Source organism: Halalkalibacter oceani, from assembly GCF_040544555.1.
GTDB lineage: Bacteria > Bacillota > Bacilli > Bacillales > Bacillaceae_D > Halalkalibacter > Halalkalibacter oceani.
This window is the reverse complement of record NZ_JBEPKD010000004.1, coordinates 75561-92152: the sequence shown is the minus strand read 5'-3', so window position 1 is coordinate 92152 and position 16592 is coordinate 75561. Positions and strand designations below refer to the sequence as shown.

At 47.8% G+C, this 16592-nt stretch carries 14 protein-coding genes; 12 read left to right on the top strand and 2 right to left on the bottom strand.

Annotation, left to right across the window (positions count from 1 at the left end; genetic code table 11):
• Positions 1-20: 20 nt before the first annotated feature.
• Positions 21-1232: an MFS transporter gene (locus tag ABMB67_RS06960; RefSeq protein WP_354571485.1), complete on the bottom strand. Its 1212-nt coding sequence runs from the start codon at positions 1230-1232 to the stop codon at positions 21-23.
• 331 nt (positions 1233-1563) lie between these two features.
• On the opposite strand from ABMB67_RS06960, the gene ABMB67_RS06955 reads away from it, so the two are divergent.
• From ABMB67_RS06955 to ABMB67_RS06905, 11 genes are all read left to right on the top strand, one after another.
• Entirely contained in the window at positions 1564-3348 is a 1785-nt protein-coding gene (locus ABMB67_RS06955) for a sensor histidine kinase (RefSeq protein WP_354571484.1), read from the top strand.
• A complete protein-coding gene (locus ABMB67_RS06950) occupies positions 3345-4892 on the top strand; it encodes a response regulator transcription factor (RefSeq protein WP_354571483.1) in 1548 nt (515 codons plus the stop codon). The genes ABMB67_RS06955 and ABMB67_RS06950 overlap by 4 nt, the downstream gene beginning before the upstream one ends.
• An 80-nt stretch (positions 4893-4972) precedes the next feature.
• Positions 4973-6292: an ABC transporter substrate-binding protein gene (locus tag ABMB67_RS06945; RefSeq protein ID WP_251223232.1), complete on the top strand. Its 1320-nt coding sequence runs from the start codon at positions 4973-4975 to the stop codon at positions 6290-6292.
• Positions 6293-6347: 55 nt separating this feature from the next.
• Positions 6348-7214 carry a carbohydrate ABC transporter permease gene (locus tag ABMB67_RS06940; protein WP_251223231.1) on the top strand — a complete coding sequence of 289 codons (867 nt, stop codon included), beginning with the start codon at positions 6348-6350 and terminating at the stop codon, positions 7212-7214.
• A 10-nt stretch (positions 7215-7224) separates the two neighbouring features.
• Positions 7225-8115 (top strand): carbohydrate ABC transporter permease, encoded by an 891-nt coding sequence (locus ABMB67_RS06935; RefSeq protein ID WP_251223230.1) that lies wholly within the window; start codon positions 7225-7227, stop codon positions 8113-8115.
• Between the two features lie 32 nt (positions 8116-8147).
• Positions 8148-9311: a Gfo/Idh/MocA family protein gene (locus tag ABMB67_RS06930; RefSeq protein ID WP_354571482.1), complete on the top strand. Its 1164-nt coding sequence runs from the start codon at positions 8148-8150 to the stop codon at positions 9309-9311.
• Positions 9312-9330: 19 nt separating this feature from the next.
• Positions 9331-10425 (top strand): Gfo/Idh/MocA family protein, encoded by a 1095-nt coding sequence (locus ABMB67_RS06925; protein ID WP_354571481.1) that lies wholly within the window; start codon positions 9331-9333, stop codon positions 10423-10425.
• Positions 10426-10454: 29 nt separating this feature from the next.
• On the top strand, positions 10455-10841 hold the full coding sequence (locus ABMB67_RS06920) for a VOC family protein (RefSeq protein ID WP_354571563.1): 387 nt from the start codon (positions 10455-10457) through the stop codon (positions 10839-10841).
• Between the two features lie 58 nt (positions 10842-10899).
• Positions 10900-12324: a glucuronate isomerase gene (gene uxaC / locus ABMB67_RS06915; RefSeq protein WP_354571480.1), complete on the top strand. Its 1425-nt coding sequence runs from the start codon at positions 10900-10902 to the stop codon at positions 12322-12324.
• A gap of 4 nt (positions 12325-12328) precedes the next feature.
• Entirely contained in the window at positions 12329-13417 is a 1089-nt protein-coding gene (uxuA, locus tag ABMB67_RS06910) for a mannonate dehydratase (RefSeq protein ID WP_354571479.1), read from the top strand.
• Positions 13401-14249: an SDR family oxidoreductase gene (locus ABMB67_RS06905; protein WP_354571478.1), complete on the top strand. Its 849-nt coding sequence runs from the start codon at positions 13401-13403 to the stop codon at positions 14247-14249. Before uxuA ends, ABMB67_RS06905 begins: the two co-directional genes overlap by 17 nt.
• Before the next feature lie 318 nt (positions 14250-14567).
• On the opposite strand, the gene ABMB67_RS06900 is transcribed toward ABMB67_RS06905, so the two are convergent.
• Entirely contained in the window at positions 14568-14930 is a 363-nt protein-coding gene (locus ABMB67_RS06900; RefSeq protein WP_251223223.1) for a GAF domain-containing protein, read from the bottom strand.
• A 135-nt stretch (positions 14931-15065) separates the two neighbouring features.
• Between ABMB67_RS06900 and rlmD the strand changes: the two genes are divergently transcribed.
• Entirely contained in the window at positions 15066-16463 is a 1398-nt protein-coding gene (gene rlmD, locus ABMB67_RS06895) for a 23S rRNA (uracil(1939)-C(5))-methyltransferase RlmD (protein ID WP_354571477.1), read from the top strand.
• Positions 16464-16592 lie beyond the last annotated feature (129 nt).

The following is a 16592-nucleotide window of genomic DNA, read 5'->3' as shown; positions in this document are numbered from 1 at the left end:
CTTTTCCTCCGTAACTTCTTTTAAGAAATTTTCCCCTTGCCTCTAAATTCCCCTGCATAATAAATCAAAGCAAGTACCGGTAGAGCCAGGCCAATAAGTAAGGTCGTTTCCCAGCCACCGCGGGCATAGGCCCATCCGCCAACCGCGGACCCGATCGCGCCGCCGGCAAAGAAAATCGCCATGAAAATTCCATTAAGTCGGCTGCGAATTTCACCGCTCAATGAAAAGATCGCACGCTGTCCGAGAACCAAATTCGCTGAAACCCCCATGTCGAGCAAAATAGCCGCTGCCACTAACGTAATCAGCGCGAACGTCGAACCGCCTTGGATAACGAGCGGCAGAACGATGGATATGACGACCAGCACGAGCGCGACCCCGGTGGCCGGGCGAATCCATCCTCGGTCGGCAAGGCGGCCGGCAACAGGTGCGGCAAGCGCTCCGGATACACCGAGCAAGGCGTACAGCGCAACGCCCTGATGGGAGAATGAAAAGACAGGCCCGGTCAATAACAAAGGAACCGTGGTCCAGAACAGGCTGAACGTTCCAAATAAACAAGCGTGATATATCGCCCTGCGCCGCAAAATTGGTGTTGTCTTTAACAGATAAAACATCGAGCCAAGCAGCTGCGGGTACTTTGTTGTTGTCACCGGTTTCCTTACTGGCAGTGTCCGAATTAGAATAACAGCCAAGACGAGAATGGCCGTGGCCGAGAAATAGTAGACGGAGCGCCAGCCCCAATATTCCGCCATCATACTCGAGACAGGGCGGGCAAGCATGATGCCGAGCAGCAGCCCGCTCATCACGTTCCCAACATTACGGCCGCGCGTCGCTTCCGGTGATAGATGGGCGGCGAACGGCACGAGCATTTGCGCAGCGACCGAGCCAAGCCCAATTAAGAGGGAGGCAGCGAGAAAAGGAATTACGCTTTTGACGACCCCCGCCACCACCAGTGCAATGGTGGTGAAGAACAATAGTCCGGAAACGAGCTTCCGGTTTTCAACCATATCGCCCAAAGGCACGAGCAGCAATAAGCCGAGGCCATAGCCGATTGGGGTCAGTGTGACGATCAGACCAGCCGCCTCGGAAGTCAATCCGAGCGAGGCGCTGATCGGACCGACTAATGGCTGCGAATAATAAATATTGGCGACGATTACGCCGCATGCGGTGGCGATGATGAAGATAATCCGCGCTGAAACAGCCGGCTCCCTTTGCTGAGCGTTGATTGCGTCCATGGTCAGGCTCCTTTACTAGAAAAAAGTTGTTCCTTCCATGAGGGATTCGTTGGCAAATACGCTTTGCCGCCTGACGCCAACTCCCTCGTTTTCCGATAAATAACAGTATAATCGTTTCCCTATGATCAGTCTAACTATTTTGATTAATTGAAAAAAGGAGTGAAGGAAGACGTCTCCGCAAGCTGTTTCACTACGGTTTCATCCTCCATGCAGTCTGCTCGCCGCTTAGAGGTAAACTTGACAAGAACTGTTACAGTAGGTTAAGAAGATATCATTCGGAATTAAGCGAAAATTTAAAAGTGATTGAAAACGAAAAAGGAGGCGAATCTGTTTGCGAACATTCGTCAATCGCTGGATTGGGAAGATGAGGCTGCAGACGAAAATGATCGTCAGCGTTTCATTGATTTTATTAATTTCCTCGCTGATTACAGGCTATCTTTCTTATTTGACTCATCTTTCTATCGCGGAGAAGGAAATTAGTGATCAAATTTTGCAAAAGGTGGAGCAAGTGTCGGCGCGGATTGATTTGAAACTGGATGAGCTGTACCGCTTTTCAAACAGTATTTTATTCCATCCGAACGTCGAGAACTTATTGTCAGCCTCTAACTCGGGCGAGGGAGTCAGCTACAACGATATTATGACATTTGATCAAGTGCTGAACAAAATGCTGCTTGACAATACGGACGTCTATTCCGTTCATATTTACAATAATGCCGGCCAGCAGTACAAGCCTACGCACTCGTATCAATTCAAGGAGTTAAATCGCCAGCTTTATCAAAAGGTGAAAAATAAACTGGAGAGCACAGACGGAGAAATGATCTGGATGAGTGATAATTTGACGACGTATGAAGGACGGAATCAGGACGTGATTATCGCCACGCGCAAAATTAAGAGCAACCGTCTTGAGGATGAAGGGATGCTCGTCATTGTTCTCAATGTCCGCTCCTTGTTTACAATTTTAAGCGAGCTTGTTGTCGAAGAGAGCGATACAGTTTATTTATACAATGGGGAGCACGAGCTAATTTACAAAAATACGGATAAAGAGATGACCGGTGGAAGCGGGAATGGCTCGCAGTTATCGACTGTTTTCAAAGAGGAAGTGAATGGCACCCGTTATTTGGGAGCAACGGTTCAATCTGAGAAAACGGGTTTCATTTTATCCAGTCACAGCTCGATGGCCAAGCTTCATGAAAAGAGTAAAATGATTTTTAATGTCATTGTCGTAAGTGGAATTGTAAGCATTTTCATTGCGGTCCTGCTGATTCTGTTTACGAGCCACCGTCTGCTCCGCCCGATTAAACGGCTGCTAAACGGCATGAGGCGGGTTCGCGAGGGACAGCTGGATTACCGGATTGAAGTTCATTCGAGCGATGAATTATCGTATATCGGCAACAGCTTTAATTCCATGACGGAGCATGTCAGCAAGCTGATCGAAGACGTTTATGAAAAGCAGCTGATGCAGCGTGAGGCCGAGCTTACCGCATTGCAGGCCCAACTGAACCCGCATTTTTTATACAATACGCTCGACATGCTGCGCAGTAAATTGTATTTACAGGATGACTACGAAAATGCCGATTTAATCGTTTCGTTATCGCAAATGCTCCGCTATTCGCTAGAACCGGCCAGCACAAGGTCAACCTTGAAGGATGAAATCAAACAAATTCAAAATTATTTGCTGCTGCAAAAGGCGCGTTATGAGGAGGAGCTGGAGATCAAGATTGAAATTGATGAGGACGTGCAGTCATGCCATATTTTACGCTTATTGCTCCAGCCGATTGTCGAGAATGCGTTTGTCCATGGATTTTACGACCAGGATGAAAAACGCATCAGCATCCGCGGTTTCAAGCAGGAGGGACATCTGATTATCGAGATCTCGGATAATGGCTGCGGGATGAAACAAGAAACCGTAGCGAGAATATTGGGGAAAAACACTTCAAGTATGGCGGATACGAAAAAAAGAATCGGGATTCATAATGTCATTCGCCGGATTGAGCTTGTGTATGGTGAAGGGAGCTTTTTAGAGATTGAAAGTGAGGAAGGAAAAGGAACAAAAGTGCGGATGACATTGCCATTTGAAGGCGATTATCATCTGGTTGAAAAGAGGGATGTGTCATGAACAGTACAGTCATGGTTGTCGACGACGAAAGAGTGATACGCAAGACGTTGGTCAAAATGATTGAGGAGGCCAACGGCGGTTGGTCTGTTGTAGGAGAAGCGGGAAATGGGGAAGAAGCGATTCAGAAAATGGAAGAGCTTTCACCTGATCTGGTCATTACCGATATTCGAATGCCACGGATGAATGGAATTGAGCTGGCGAAGCATGTCTATGAAAATAAGCAGGATACACGGGTCGTGATTTTAACAGCCTATAAAGATTTTGACTATGCCCAGGCAGCTGTTAAATATAAAGTGACTGATTTTTTGCTGAAGCCATGTCCGCCTGACGAAGTCGCCGAGCTTCTCAAATTGGTTCGCGAGGAGCTGCTCGAGCAGAAAGCGCAGGCTGCCAAGCAGGAAAAAATAAATGAACGGATGATTATCCGCTCATTATGTTTGCGGCTGCCTTATGATCCGCAAATGGCGAATGCCGTTGAAACGAAATATGCCAAGGCGGAATTCCTGCTTGTAAAAGTGACGGATTTCTCACCGCATTTTGTCGTTTCCAAGCCGGATGATTTGCGACTTGTTCAATTTTCATTAATCAACATTGTCGAAGAATTAGCAGGGCTTGATCAATCCGGCAAGTCGCTCATCCCGGTTGAATATGACACCTTTGTCTTCATGCTGTCCCGCCGGGAATTGAATGCTGTCCGGCTCGATGAATTGCAGAGCAAGATTGAAGCATTATTGGAAATCTCGGTCTCTATTCATCATGTCGGGGAGCTTAGCCGCTTGGAGGATATTACGAGACTGTACAGCCGCTTCTACAAAGCGGGCTTTGATTCATCACCGGACGCCGCGGCGAGTGAAGACGTAGCTGCCTATTTGAAGCATAACCCGACCATTCAAGAATTGAAAGCGAAGCTGCTGGCCCCATTAATGGTCGGGGAAATCGCTCATTTTGTCGCGCTTGTCGACGACATGATCAAAAAGTATGAGGAGCATTCTTTGGCAACGGTTAAGATTGAAGCCTATTCACTCGTCTATGCCCTCCATTCCATTTCCGAAAAGGAATTTCAGTTTCCTTTATCGTTTAACATGATTGAAGAGATTGCAACGCTTAATGAAAGCAAGAATAAAGAGCAGGTCAAAGAGTGGGTGCAACGTTATCTGGCCGATTTTCAAAAGCGGCTTGAACAGTGGAAGGCGGAAAGAAGTGAATCGATTATCGACCGTGTGATCGACTATATGAATCAGCACTACATGGAGGCGTGCCAGCTCTCCGATGCAGCGGCGTCTGTTTACTTATCACCTAAATATTTGAGCGAGCTGTTCAAGAAAAGTACCGGAGAGACGTTTACGAGCTATTTAACAAAAGTCAGAATTAAGAAGGCTGAGCTGCTGTTATCCAATACGAAAATCAAAGTGACTGAAATTGCAAGAATGGTTGGCTATGATGATCCTAATTATTTCTCGACGGTTTTTCGGAAAGCGCTTAACTGCTCGCCAAATCACTACCGCAAACAAAAGCAGGATATTTTCAAGAAACGTATAGATTAATTAAAGGTAGCCCACTAAAGAAAGCGTTATCATAATTTTATAAGCAATAAAGAAAAGATAACGATAAGGGAGGAATACGAGTGAACAAACGAAGAAACGTGTGGGTTACAGGGGTCATTATTCTTTTACTAGCAGTTATAACAGCCTGTTCATCCAGTGATGAAACTGGTAACGAAGAAGACACAAGCACTGAAAATTCCGACGCCGTCTCTCTCCGGGTGCTTCACGGCTATACGGGGGAGCAGCCGCAGGCTCCGGTCTTTGAACCGGCATTGGAAAACTTTGATGCGAGCCACGACGATATTGATTTAACGATTGAAGCATCAGCCGGGAATTCGATCCGGGAGAAATTGCTGGCGGAAATGGCCGCAAACAGTGAGCCGGATGTCTTTACTCATTGGGGCGTCCGTCGTGTAGAAAATTATATTAAAAGCGATAAGATCGCCGATTTGTCAGAGTTAATTGCCGAAGACAGCGATTTGACGGATCGTTTCGTTGACGGGTCCTATAATGCGATCGAGTATCATGGTGGCGTGTACGGGTTGCCGCTATCAAGCTATCAATACTATTTAGTGATTAATAAAGCGTTATTTGAAGAGCATGGGGTGGAAGTGCCGACAACGTATGACGAACTTGTAACCGCTGTCAATCAGTTTACCGAAGCAGGGCTGATTCCATTTGCGGCGAACAACCATAGCGCCCGTTATATGATGCTTACCTGGCTGGCGCAAAAAACAACGTTAGACACCTTGATTACAAATGTAACCGGTGAAGTGCCGTTTGGAGATGAACTGCTTCAGGCGGCAGAAAAGGCGGCGGAGCTGCAAAGACTCGGTGCTTTCCCGGAAGGAAAAGAGACATTGTCCACGCTTCAATCCTTAGAACTATTCAATTCAGAGCGTTCGCCGATGATGTATCAGCATAGCTGGACTGTCGGAAGCATTGCGCCGGAATTAATCGACCAGGTGGAGGTCATTCCATTTCCACTTGCGGACAGTGAGGCAGAGCCGACTGTTATTGCCGGCACAGGGTTCTTCGCCTTTATGAGCCAGAAGGCGTATGACGATCCGGAAAAACGGGAAGCCGCGTGGGAGCTGTTGAAGGAACTGACTGGTCCTCAAGTTGGAAAGGACTTTATTGAAATCGCCGGAAACCTGACACCGGTTGCCGTCGAACATGATCGTGACAAGGCGAGTCCGGTTATGAACGAAGTGCTCGACATGGCCGCAACAAGTGAGAAAGTAATCCCGTCTCTCGATGAACAGCTGACATCACAGGAAGTGGCGGACAATTACTGGGATTTAACAGATCAATTATCACTCCAGGCGATTTCTCCGGAGGACTATGTCGACGCCTTCAATCAGATGATTCAAGAGTACCCGAATACGCAATACGAATAACGTCGAACGGAGGGGAGGAGATGTCCTTCCTTCCTACTTTATAAGGAGGAAGAAGATGGTTAAGCCAAAGCCCTGGGTCTTGATACTTTTTGCATTGCCAACGGTCTTATTTTACTGGTATTTCTTTATCAGCCCTTTAGGAAGCACGATTTATAACAGTTTCTTTGAATGGAACGGCCTGTCTGATAAGACGTTTATTTTTTTGGAAAACTACATTGCCCTTGCCCAGGATAAAATTTTTTACCGGGCGCTGCTTAATACCTTTTATTGGGTGTTTCTCGTTCTGTTGATTCAAATTCCGGTTGGCTTTCTGCTCGCCTATTTTCTTTATACGAAAGTGGCCGGCTTTAAGTTTTTGCGGACGGTCTATTTTTTCCCGGTTGTTACGTCGACCGTGGCGATTGCGCTCGTTTTTTCCTTTATTTATGAGCCGACCTTCGGCATTTTAAACACGATCCTTCATCAGGTGGGGCTTGGCAATCTGGCGACGGCTTGGCTTTCGAATCCCGCCACTGCAATGACCGCGGTCTCCGTGCCTTTTATCTGGTCTTACATTGGTTTGACGATGGTGATTATTTATTCGGGCCTGCAGTCGATGCCGGAGGAAATGCTTGAAGCGGCAGAACTGGATGGAGTCAACTTCTTTCAAAGAATTTATTATATTATTTTGCCTTCGATTAAAAGCGTGATGGTCGTCAGTCTCGTATTAGGGATTTCCTATGCCTTTAAACAATTCGACTATGTTCTTCTGTTGACAAACGGCGGGCCGATTCACCGTACGGAAGTAACCGGGACCTATATGTACAATCAAGGCTTCCAGAACATGAATTATGGGTTCGGGAATGCGATTGCCGTCACGATGACGGTCATCGTGCTGATTATCTCTTTCAGTATTAATAAAGCGATGACATCGAAGGACTAGGAGGGATTATGTGAATACAGAAGGCCAGCTTCAGGAACGTTCAATACCCGTTACCAGTACAGGTACGAAAAAGCGAGCGAAACTCACTTTGTTTCAAGTCATTAAATATTTCTTTGTCTGGGGCTATGCCGCGCTTACCGTCGGACTGTTTGTCTGGGTGACGCTGACAGCTTTTAAATCAAACCGCGAAATCTTCGCTGATCCGTTTGGTCTGCCAAGTTCATTCAACTTTGAAAACTTCGTAAACGCCTGGAATTCGGCTAATATGTCGAGCTACTTTTTGAACAGTTTAATTGTTGCCGCCTCAACAGTCATTCTTTGCATTGTTTTAGGCTCGACGGTGTCCTTCGTGATCGCCCGCTTTCAATTTCGCGGAAACATGCTGTTATACGCCCTGTTTATCATCGGGGTAACGATCCCGCTCCAATCCTTGCTTTTGCCGATCTTCTTTAAAATGCAAAGCTTAGGATTGCGTAATACGTTGTTGAGCTTAATCATCGTCTACACGGCGTTAAACCTTCCGAAAGCCGTTTTTATTTTAGTCGGCTTTATGAAAAGCATACCGAAAGAATTAGAAGAAGCGGCGATTATCGATGGCTGTAATTACTGGAAAATGTTCTATAAGGTGATCATGCCGATTAGTAAGCCCGGTATTTCGACGGTAGGTATTTTAGTGTTTATCGCCGCCTGGAATGAATACGTCTTTGCGACCATTTTAGTTTCGGCCGATGTCGCGAGAACCCTGCCGCTCGGTCTGGCTAATTTCCAAACCTCCTATGCGAGCAATTACGGTTTAATTGCCGCGGGGGTGCTGATTTCAGTCATTCCGGTCATCATCGTCTACATGATTTTGCAGGAGCAAATCATTAAAGGGATGACAGCCGGAGCGGTCAAGGGCTAGTTGACCATTCGAATAATGAAGGAGAGGATTATATGTTAAACGTTGCCATTATAGGACTGGGAGCCATTTCGCCGTCCCATATTGAAGGGTATAAGCAATTTTCAGATCGCTGTCGGATTGTCGCCCTCTGTGATCTTGATCCGGAGAAAGCGAAGCAGAGAGCAGCCGAATTTAACTTGCAGGCAGAGGTGTATCAGGAATACGAAGAAATTGTTAAGCGGTCCGATATTGACCTCGTATCCGTGTGCACACCGCCGTTCACTCACGCGCAAATCGCGATTGACTTATTAAACTCAGGCAAGCACGTCCTTGTCGAAAAACCGATGGCCTCTTCTCTTGAGGAATGCGACGCGATGAACGAAGCGGCAGAACGAAACAAGAGAATTTTATCGGTCGTCGCACAAAATCGCTTCCGCACGCCGATGATGAAGCTGAAGCACGTGCTGGAAACCGGACTGATGGGGCCAATTGTTCATACACAGGTCGATTCTTTCTGGTGGAGAGGGCACAGCTACTATGATCTCTGGTGGAGAGGGACGTGGGAAAAGGAAGGTGGAGGCTGCACATTGAATCACGCCGTCCATCATATTGATATTTTTCTTTGGATGAATGGAATGCCGGCCGAGATTACAGCCGTCGCCAGCAATACGTCACATGACAATGCCGAAGTCGAGGACTTGTCGATCGCGATCGGCCGTTATGACAATGGCAGCCTGGCGCAAATTACGAGTTCGGTCGTTCACCACGGCGAAGAGCAGCAATTGATTTTTCAAGGCAAGCACGCCCGTGTCTCTGCCCCCTGGAAAGTAAAGGCGTCACAGTCGAAGCAAAATGGCTTTCCCGAGACCGACCCGGCATTGGAGGGAAAACTTCAGGACGTCTACGATCAACAGCCGGAGGTCGAGCATGAAGGGCATGCCGGACAAATCGATGATGTCATCCTGGCGATTGAAGGCAAAAAGGCCGTGCTCGTCGATGGGGTTCAGGGGCGGCAAACGCTTGAATTCATCTCAGCGATTTATCAGGCTTCAAGCTTAGGACAGTCTGTCAAGCTGCCATTAGATAAAGAAAGTCCGTTTTATACGCGCGAAGGAATTATGCAACATGCCACCCACTTTTACGAAAAGACAACAAGTATTCAAAACTTCACCGATAACAAGATTACGACAGGCGGCAATTATTCTGGCAATCAATAAGGCTGAGGGAGTGAGCATAGTGAACAGGAAAGACGGAATGAATTATGCCCCGAAAGGAAAAGTGAACAAAGTCGTGGAGAGCGGTCGCTTTCCTTTCGCGGCAATCGGGCTTGATCACGGGCATATTAACGGAATGTGCAATGGGTTAATAGAAGCGGGAGCGGATTTAGTCGCTGTCTACGATCCTGATCCGCAAAAGGTGCAAGCCTTTTGTGAAGCGTTTCCTGGGGTAAGAGCGGCGGACTCGGAGCAGGACATTTTGCTTGATCCGGCGATTCAGCTTGTCGCCTGCGCCAGCATACCAGCGAAGCGCGGGGAGATGGGCGTAAAGGTGCTGGAGCACGGAAAACATTATTTTGTAGATAAACCGGCATTTACGAAGCTCGATCAGCTCGAAAAGGCAAGGGAAAAAACAAAGGAAACCGGCTTGAAATGGGGCATTTATTACAGCGAACGACTTCATGTCGAAAGTGCGGTGTTTGCTGGACAGCTGATTGAGGAAGGGGCGATTGGCCGCGTCGTGCAGGTGATTGGAACCGGGCCGCATCGCGCCAGCGCAGAAAGCCGGCCGGAGTGGTTCTTTGATCCGGAAAGCTACGGCGGGATTCTCTGTGATATCGGAAGTCATCAAATTGAACAGTTCCTTCACTACACCGGGGCGAAGGACGCGAAAGTGCTGCATAGCAAAGTCGCCAATTACCATTATAAGCAGTATCCGCAATTTGAAGACTTTGGCGACGCGACACTTGTCGCCGACAATGGAGCCACGTTTTATTTTCGCGTGGATTGGCTGACGCCGGATGGTCTTGGTACATGGGGAGATGGTCGCGCGATTTTGTTAGGAACAGAAGGATATATCGAGATTCGCAAGTATCTGGACGTCGGCCGCGATTCTTCCTCGGATCATTTATATTTGGTCAATCAGGAAGGAGAGAAGCATTTTGCGCTTTCCGGAAAGGTTGGCTATCCGTTTTTCGGTCAGTTCATTCTCGACTGTCTGAATGGAACGGAAAAGGCGATGACCCAGGAACATGCCTTTAAAGCGGCTGAATTATGTATTATTGCCCAGGAGCAAGCAATCAAAGTCGAAGGAGCAAAAACGCCGGCGAACTAAACAGGGAAGGAGAGGGAACAGTGTTCGAGATGGAAGGCATTCACCATGTCAGTCTTTCAATTACGGATATTCACGAAGCACGGCAGTTTTACAGCACGATTCTTGGGCTTGCCGAAATCGAACGCCCGGATTTTGGCTTTCCCGGAATATGGTATCAAGTTGGTGAGCAGCAGCTTCATTTAACGGTTCATCCAGCATCTGATACGCTGCGCCCTAAAAGCGTCGTGGAAACGAAGGCGGGCCATTTTGCGATCAGGGTGAAAGATTATGATCAAACGCTTCGTTACTTGAAGCAGTCCGGCGTCCAGCTTGTGGAAAAGCCGGAAAGCAAAAGCGGCTTCGCACAAATTTTCTGTCTTGACCCCGACAATAATGTCATTGAATTGAATGTCGATCAAGCTGATTTGCAGCGATGATCGAGGGTGTGCAGGGATCTTTATAAGATGAGAAGAAATTAGCGAATGAGGTGTTGGGATGAAGGCGTTTATGGATGACGATTTTTTATTGGAAACAGTAACGGCCAAAGCTTTGTATCACACCTATGCGAAGAAAATGCCGATTATTGATTACCATTGCCATCTGTCAGCGAAAGAAATTGCGGAAAACAGACAATTTTCGACATTAACCGAAGTATGGCTCGGTGATGATCATTATAAATGGAGAGCATTGCGGGCCAATGGCATTCCGGAGCATTACATCACCGGGCAAAGCAGTGAAAAAGAAAAATTTATGAAATGGGCTGACACGATTCCCGCTCTTATCGGGAATCCGCTCTATCATTGGACCCATCTTGAGCTTCAACGCTGCTTCGGAATAGAAGAAATCCTTACTCCTGAAACAGCGGAGGCGATTTGGAATGAAGGCAATCAACAATTGCAGACGGAGCGATTCAAAGCAAAGGAAGTGATCAAGCGCTTTCGCGTGAAAGCGTTATGTACGACCGATGATCCAGTCGATTCGTTACAATACCATAAGCAATTGAAGGAAGATCAAAGCTTTGACGTAAAAGTTCTCCCCACCTTTCGCCCGGATGGGGCACTGGCGATTGAAAAGCCGGCTTTTTCGAGCTGGGTACACGAGCTGGAGCAGGCTGCCGCGATGACGATTCAATCGTTAGCTGATTTTAAAGCGGCTTTGGCAAAACGGATCGACTATTTTGATGAAGTAGGCTGTCGCTTATCCGATCATAGCCTTGAGTCTGCCTTTTTTAAACGCTTTACGGAAGAAGAGGTGGAAGCAGTCTTTCAACGCGCTTTAAGAAAAGAAGCAATCACGGAAGCGGAAGCGGTTCCCTATAAAACGGCGCTGATGATTTATTTAGGCGAGCTTTATGCCGAAAAAGGCTGGGCGATGCAATTTCATATTGGCGGCTTAAGGAACGCGAATACGAGAATGGTCGCCCAAGTCGGCCCGAATACGGGCTTTGACTCGATTGCTGATTTCACCTATGCCGGCGAGCTGGCTCATTTACTGGACGAACTGGAAAAGAAAAATCGTTTACCGAAGACGATCCTCTATTGCCTGAACCCGCGCGACAATTATATGGTGGCGGCTCTCGCCGGCAATTTTCAAAGCGAAATCCCAGGCAAAATTCAATTCGGGACGGCATGGTGGTTTAATGATCAGCGTGATGGAATGGAAGAGCAAATCAAAACATTGGCGAACGTCGGGATTTTAGCGAATTTTATTGGGATGCTTACCGACTCAAGAAGCCTGCTTTCGTACACAAGACATGAATATTTCAGAAGAATTCTTTGTAATCTGGTTGGCAGATGGGTTGAAAATGGCGAATACCCGGCACAACTGGATTACATCGGCCAAATCATTGAGAACATCAGTTACCGAAACATAGAGAGCTACTTAGGGCTGGAAATTGAAGAAGAAACGGAGCTGTTATAAACAAATGAGAATGGTATTCCGTTGGTTTGGCGAGGGAAATGACCTTATTCCATTAGACTATGTGAAGCAGATACCCGGCGTAGAAGGGATTGTCTGGGCATTGCATGATATTCCGGCCGGGGAAGCATGGCCGCTGGAACGAATAAAAGAAGTCAAAGAACAGGCAGACCGCTACGGCCTTCATCTCGATGTCGTGGAAAGCGTGAATGTGCATGAAGATATTAAACTCGGCCTGCCATCAAGAGACCAGTATATTGAAAACTATAAAACGACGATTCGCAGGCTGGCCGAAGTCGGGGTAAAGGTCATTTGCTATAATTTTATGCCGGTCTTTGATTGGACACGTACAGATCTGTTTAAAGAACTGGAGGACGGTTCAACAGCGTTGTTTTTTGAACATGCGAAAATCAAGGATCTCGATCCGCTGGAATTAGTGGACAAAATCGCTGGCAATTCCACTTTGACGATGCCGGGCTGGGAGCCTGAGCGGCTGAAATATTTATCAACGCTATTCGAGCAATATCAGGAAGTATCGGAGGAAGATCTTTGGCAGCATCTTCGTTACTTTTTGGAGCAGATCATCCCAGTAGCTGAGGAACACAATATCAAAATGGCGATTCACCCGGATGACCCGCCGTTTTCCGTGTTCGGGTTGCCGAGAATCATCGTCAACAAACAGAGCATTGAGCGCTTTTTAACGCTCGTGGATCGTCCGGCTAATGGATTGACGCTTTGCAGCGGCTCATTGGGAGCGAACATCAACAATGACGTTGCTGAGATGGTTCGCGCCTTTGCTGATCGGATTCACTTTGCCCATATTCGTAATGTGAAAACTTATGAAAATGGTGATTTTATTGAAACCTCCCACCGCTCGGCTGACGGGACAGTCGATGTACTTAGCATTATGAAGGCCTATCATGATTGCGGCTTTACCGGGTACGCAAGGCCGGATCACGGCCGCCACATTTGGGGTGAAACTTGCAGACCGGGATACGGCTTATATGATCGCGGCCTCGGCATCATGTACTTGTGGGGGATTTGGGATATGCTGGAGCGATTGAAAAAGGAGGGCAGCCATGCTGACGGTCAATAGCAATTTACAAGGAAAAGTGGCGGTGATTACCGGAGGAAGCGGCGTATTATGCGGGGCGATGGCGAAGGAATTAGGCAGACAAGGTGTCAAAGTCGCGATCTTAAATCGTCAGCTGGAAAAAGGGAAAGCGGTTGAGCAGGTGATACGGGAAAATGGCGGAACAGCGCTTGCTGTTTCATGTGATGTGCTTGATCTGGAAAGTGTGAAAAAGGCCGAGGCGCTTATTTCCGCCCAGCTTGGAGAATGCGATATTTTAATCAATGGAGCCGGAGGAAATCACCCGGACGGCTCGACGACGAATGAAACGTTAAAGGCAGACGATCTCGCTCATCCGGAAGTAAAAACATTTTTTGATTTGACACCGGAAGGCTTCCAATTTGTTTTCAACTTGAATTTAATCGGGACGATTATCCCGACTCAGGTTTTTGCTGAAACGATGATCAACAAATCAGGGAAAACGATTATTAACATGTCTTCAATGAGTTCGCCCTCACCGATGACAAAGGTTCCGGCGTATAGCGCGGCCAAGGCCGGTGTAGACAACGTAACAAAGTGGCTCGCCGTCCATATGGCGGAGATGGGGATACGGGTAAATGCCATTGCCCCCGGCTTTTTCCTGACAGAGCAAAATAAACGATTATTAACAAACGAAGATGGCTCATTAACCGAGCGATCACATAAAATAATCACTCACACGCCGATGCGGCGATTCGGCAAACCGGAGGATCTGCTGGGCACCTTGCTCTGGTTGGCCGATGAGAGCATGTCCGGCTTCGTCACCGGCATTACGGTCCCGGTAGACGGCGGTTTTTTAGCGTATTCCGGTGTATAGCGGACAACGACAAAGACCCGATAAAGGAGCAGGCTTCCGGGCCGGCGCTCTGCTTTATCGGGTCTTTTTTATAAGCTGATGCGGTGGGCATCTGTACGTGACATGCCTGTCTGAATGCCCATTTTCAAGCCACTTTCCAGCTCCACACAAAAACCGCTGCGCGTTTTTTACATAAGAAAGTATTTGCGGGATGATTCAGGGAAGGCGTCGGCTCCGCACGTTACGCGGATGACGGAAAGAACCCTGCTTTCCGTCATCTTTAAGTAATTGTAACGGCTCCACACGCCGCTTTTAAGAAAAACCGCGCAACGGTTTTTCTTAATTCGAGAAGCTCTCCTGTCCGATCGCGGCGGCGATTGTTTCGAGAGTGCTGACGTCTGTGACGTCAAAAGCAATTGGCTGGCGGCTGCGGACGACCATCATTCCGATTTCTTCTTCAGATGAATTCGTAATCGGAAACTTCAGCTCTCCATTACATTCCCATTTCAAGTCATCTTCAAAGTCGGAAGCGGCCACAAGCTTATGGTCAAGGTTTTCATACATATAAATCCCGACCCAATCTATGTATGGAACTTGTTCAACTAGACTTTCCACTGTTTTCTCAAAAATGGTGTTGAGGCTGGCGCGTTTGTAGACGTGAGCCATAATTTGCAAGGATGCAACATCTGTAGGTATTGACAACGGTAATCTCTCCTCTGCTTTCGATTCCTCTCCTATTTTAGCAGACAACGACCTTCTTTCGGTCTAGTAAGTTTAGGAAGTTGGAAAACGATGTGCTATAATGGGTGCGCATAAACTTGGACGGAGATGAGCGCAATGACGAACAAAGCATCAAAGCAGGAACAGCCAGTAAAAATCGAAGTGGGACAACGGTTTCCCCTCACAATAAAGCGGCTTGGCATCAACGGCGAAGGTGTCGGTTATTTTAAAAAACGGGTCGTGTTTGTCCCCGGTGCGCTGCCAGGCGAGGAAGTCGTGGCGGAAGTGACGAAAGTGCAGCCGCGCTTTGCCGAAGCAAAGGTCAAAAAGCTGCGCAAATCATCGCCGGACCGGGTTGCTCCTCCGTGTCCGATTTACGACTCCTGTGGCGGCTGTCAGCTTCAGCATATGGCCTACCCGGCAACATTGCGTGAAAAGCGTGACATCGTGAAGCAGGCATTCGAACGGTATACACGACTGAAGCCGGAAGAATTAAATGTGAAAGAAACGATCGGCATGGAAGATCCGTGGCACTATCGCAATAAAAGTCAGCTGCAAGTCGGCAAACAAAATGAAAAGGTCCTTGCCGGCCTGTACGGAATGAATTCGCACGAGCTGATTGATCTGACGGACTGTATGGTCCAACATCCGGCGACGAACAAGGTCACCGAGCAGGTCAAACAAATCCTGGAAGACTTGCACATTCCAATTTATAATGAGAAAAAACGAAAAGGAATCGTGCGTACAATCGTCACCCGCGTCGGCTTTGCGACAGGGCACATCCAGCTCGTGCTGATCACGACGCAGAAGGAGCTGCCAAAGCAAAAGCTGCTGCTTGATGAAATCACACGGCGAATCCCCGAAGTGACCTCGATTCTGCAAAACATCAATGGTCAGAAAACGTCGCTGATTTTCGGCGAGGAGACCGTCCATCTTGCCGGGGAAGAAGTCATCCAGGAAACGTTGGGCGATGTCTCCTTCGAGCTGTCAGCCCGGGCGTTTTTCCAGCTGAACCCCGAACAAACGGTCAAGCTGTACGACGAAGCAAAGAAAGCGGCCCAACTAAGCGGCACAGAAAAGGTCGTGGACGCCTACTGCGGTGTCGGCACGATCGGAATGTGGCTGGCCAAGGATGCCGGAGAAATCCGCGGCATGGATGTCATCGCCGATTCCATCGACAATGCCAACAAGAATGCCGAGAAAAACGGCCTCACCAACGCCCATTACGTCGTCGGCAAAGCGGAAAAATGGCTACCGAAGTGGGTCAAGGAAGGCTGGAAACCGGACGTCATCGTCGTCGACCCGCCAAGAACGGGCTGCGACGCCGCCTTACTGAAAACGATCATCGAAGTCAAGCCAAAGCGGCTCGTCTACGTCTCCTGTAACCCATCCACGCTCGCCAAGGATATAAACGAGCTGCTTAAGGCAGGATTTAAGGTGGAGTACGTTCAGCCGGTGGATATGTTTCCGCACACATCTCAGGTTGAAGTCGTAACACAGATTGTGTTGAAATAACTGAGTCCGGTACAAAACTAGTTTTGTCACAGAAATGACTTCATTCGATACAAGCCCGTTGTGAGAAACTCTCTCCACGGGCTTAAAACAATAGGGGAGGTTATGCTCATTGCTTAGAGGCTTGAAGCG

Excerpts from the sequence above, each read along its gene's own strand:
- ABMB67_RS06920 (WP_354571563.1), top strand. The coding sequence starts at position 10,455 with ATGGAAGGCATTCACCATGTCAGTCTTTCAATTACGGATATTCACGAA.
- ABMB67_RS06905 (WP_354571478.1), top strand. The coding sequence starts at position 13,401 with ATGCTGACGGTCAATAGCAATTTACAAGGAAAAGTGGCGGTGATTACC.
- uxaC (WP_354571480.1), top strand. The coding sequence starts at position 10,900 with ATGAAGGCGTTTATGGATGACGATTTTTTATTGGAAACAGTAACGGCC.
- ABMB67_RS06940 (WP_251223231.1), top strand. The coding sequence starts at position 6,348 with ATGGTTAAGCCAAAGCCCTGGGTCTTGATACTTTTTGCATTGCCAACG.
- rlmD (WP_354571477.1), top strand. The coding sequence starts at position 15,066 with ATGACGAACAAAGCATCAAAGCAGGAACAGCCAGTAAAAATCGAAGTG.
- ABMB67_RS06930 (WP_354571482.1), top strand. The coding sequence starts at position 8,148 with ATGTTAAACGTTGCCATTATAGGACTGGGAGCCATTTCGCCGTCCCAT.
- uxuA (WP_354571479.1), top strand. The coding sequence starts at position 12,329 with ATGAGAATGGTATTCCGTTGGTTTGGCGAGGGAAATGACCTTATTCCA.
- ABMB67_RS06960 (WP_354571485.1), bottom strand. The coding sequence starts at position 1,232 with ATGGACGCAATCAACGCTCAGCAAAGGGAGCCGGCTGTTTCAGCGCGG.
- ABMB67_RS06950 (WP_354571483.1), top strand. The coding sequence starts at position 3,345 with ATGAACAGTACAGTCATGGTTGTCGACGACGAAAGAGTGATACGCAAG.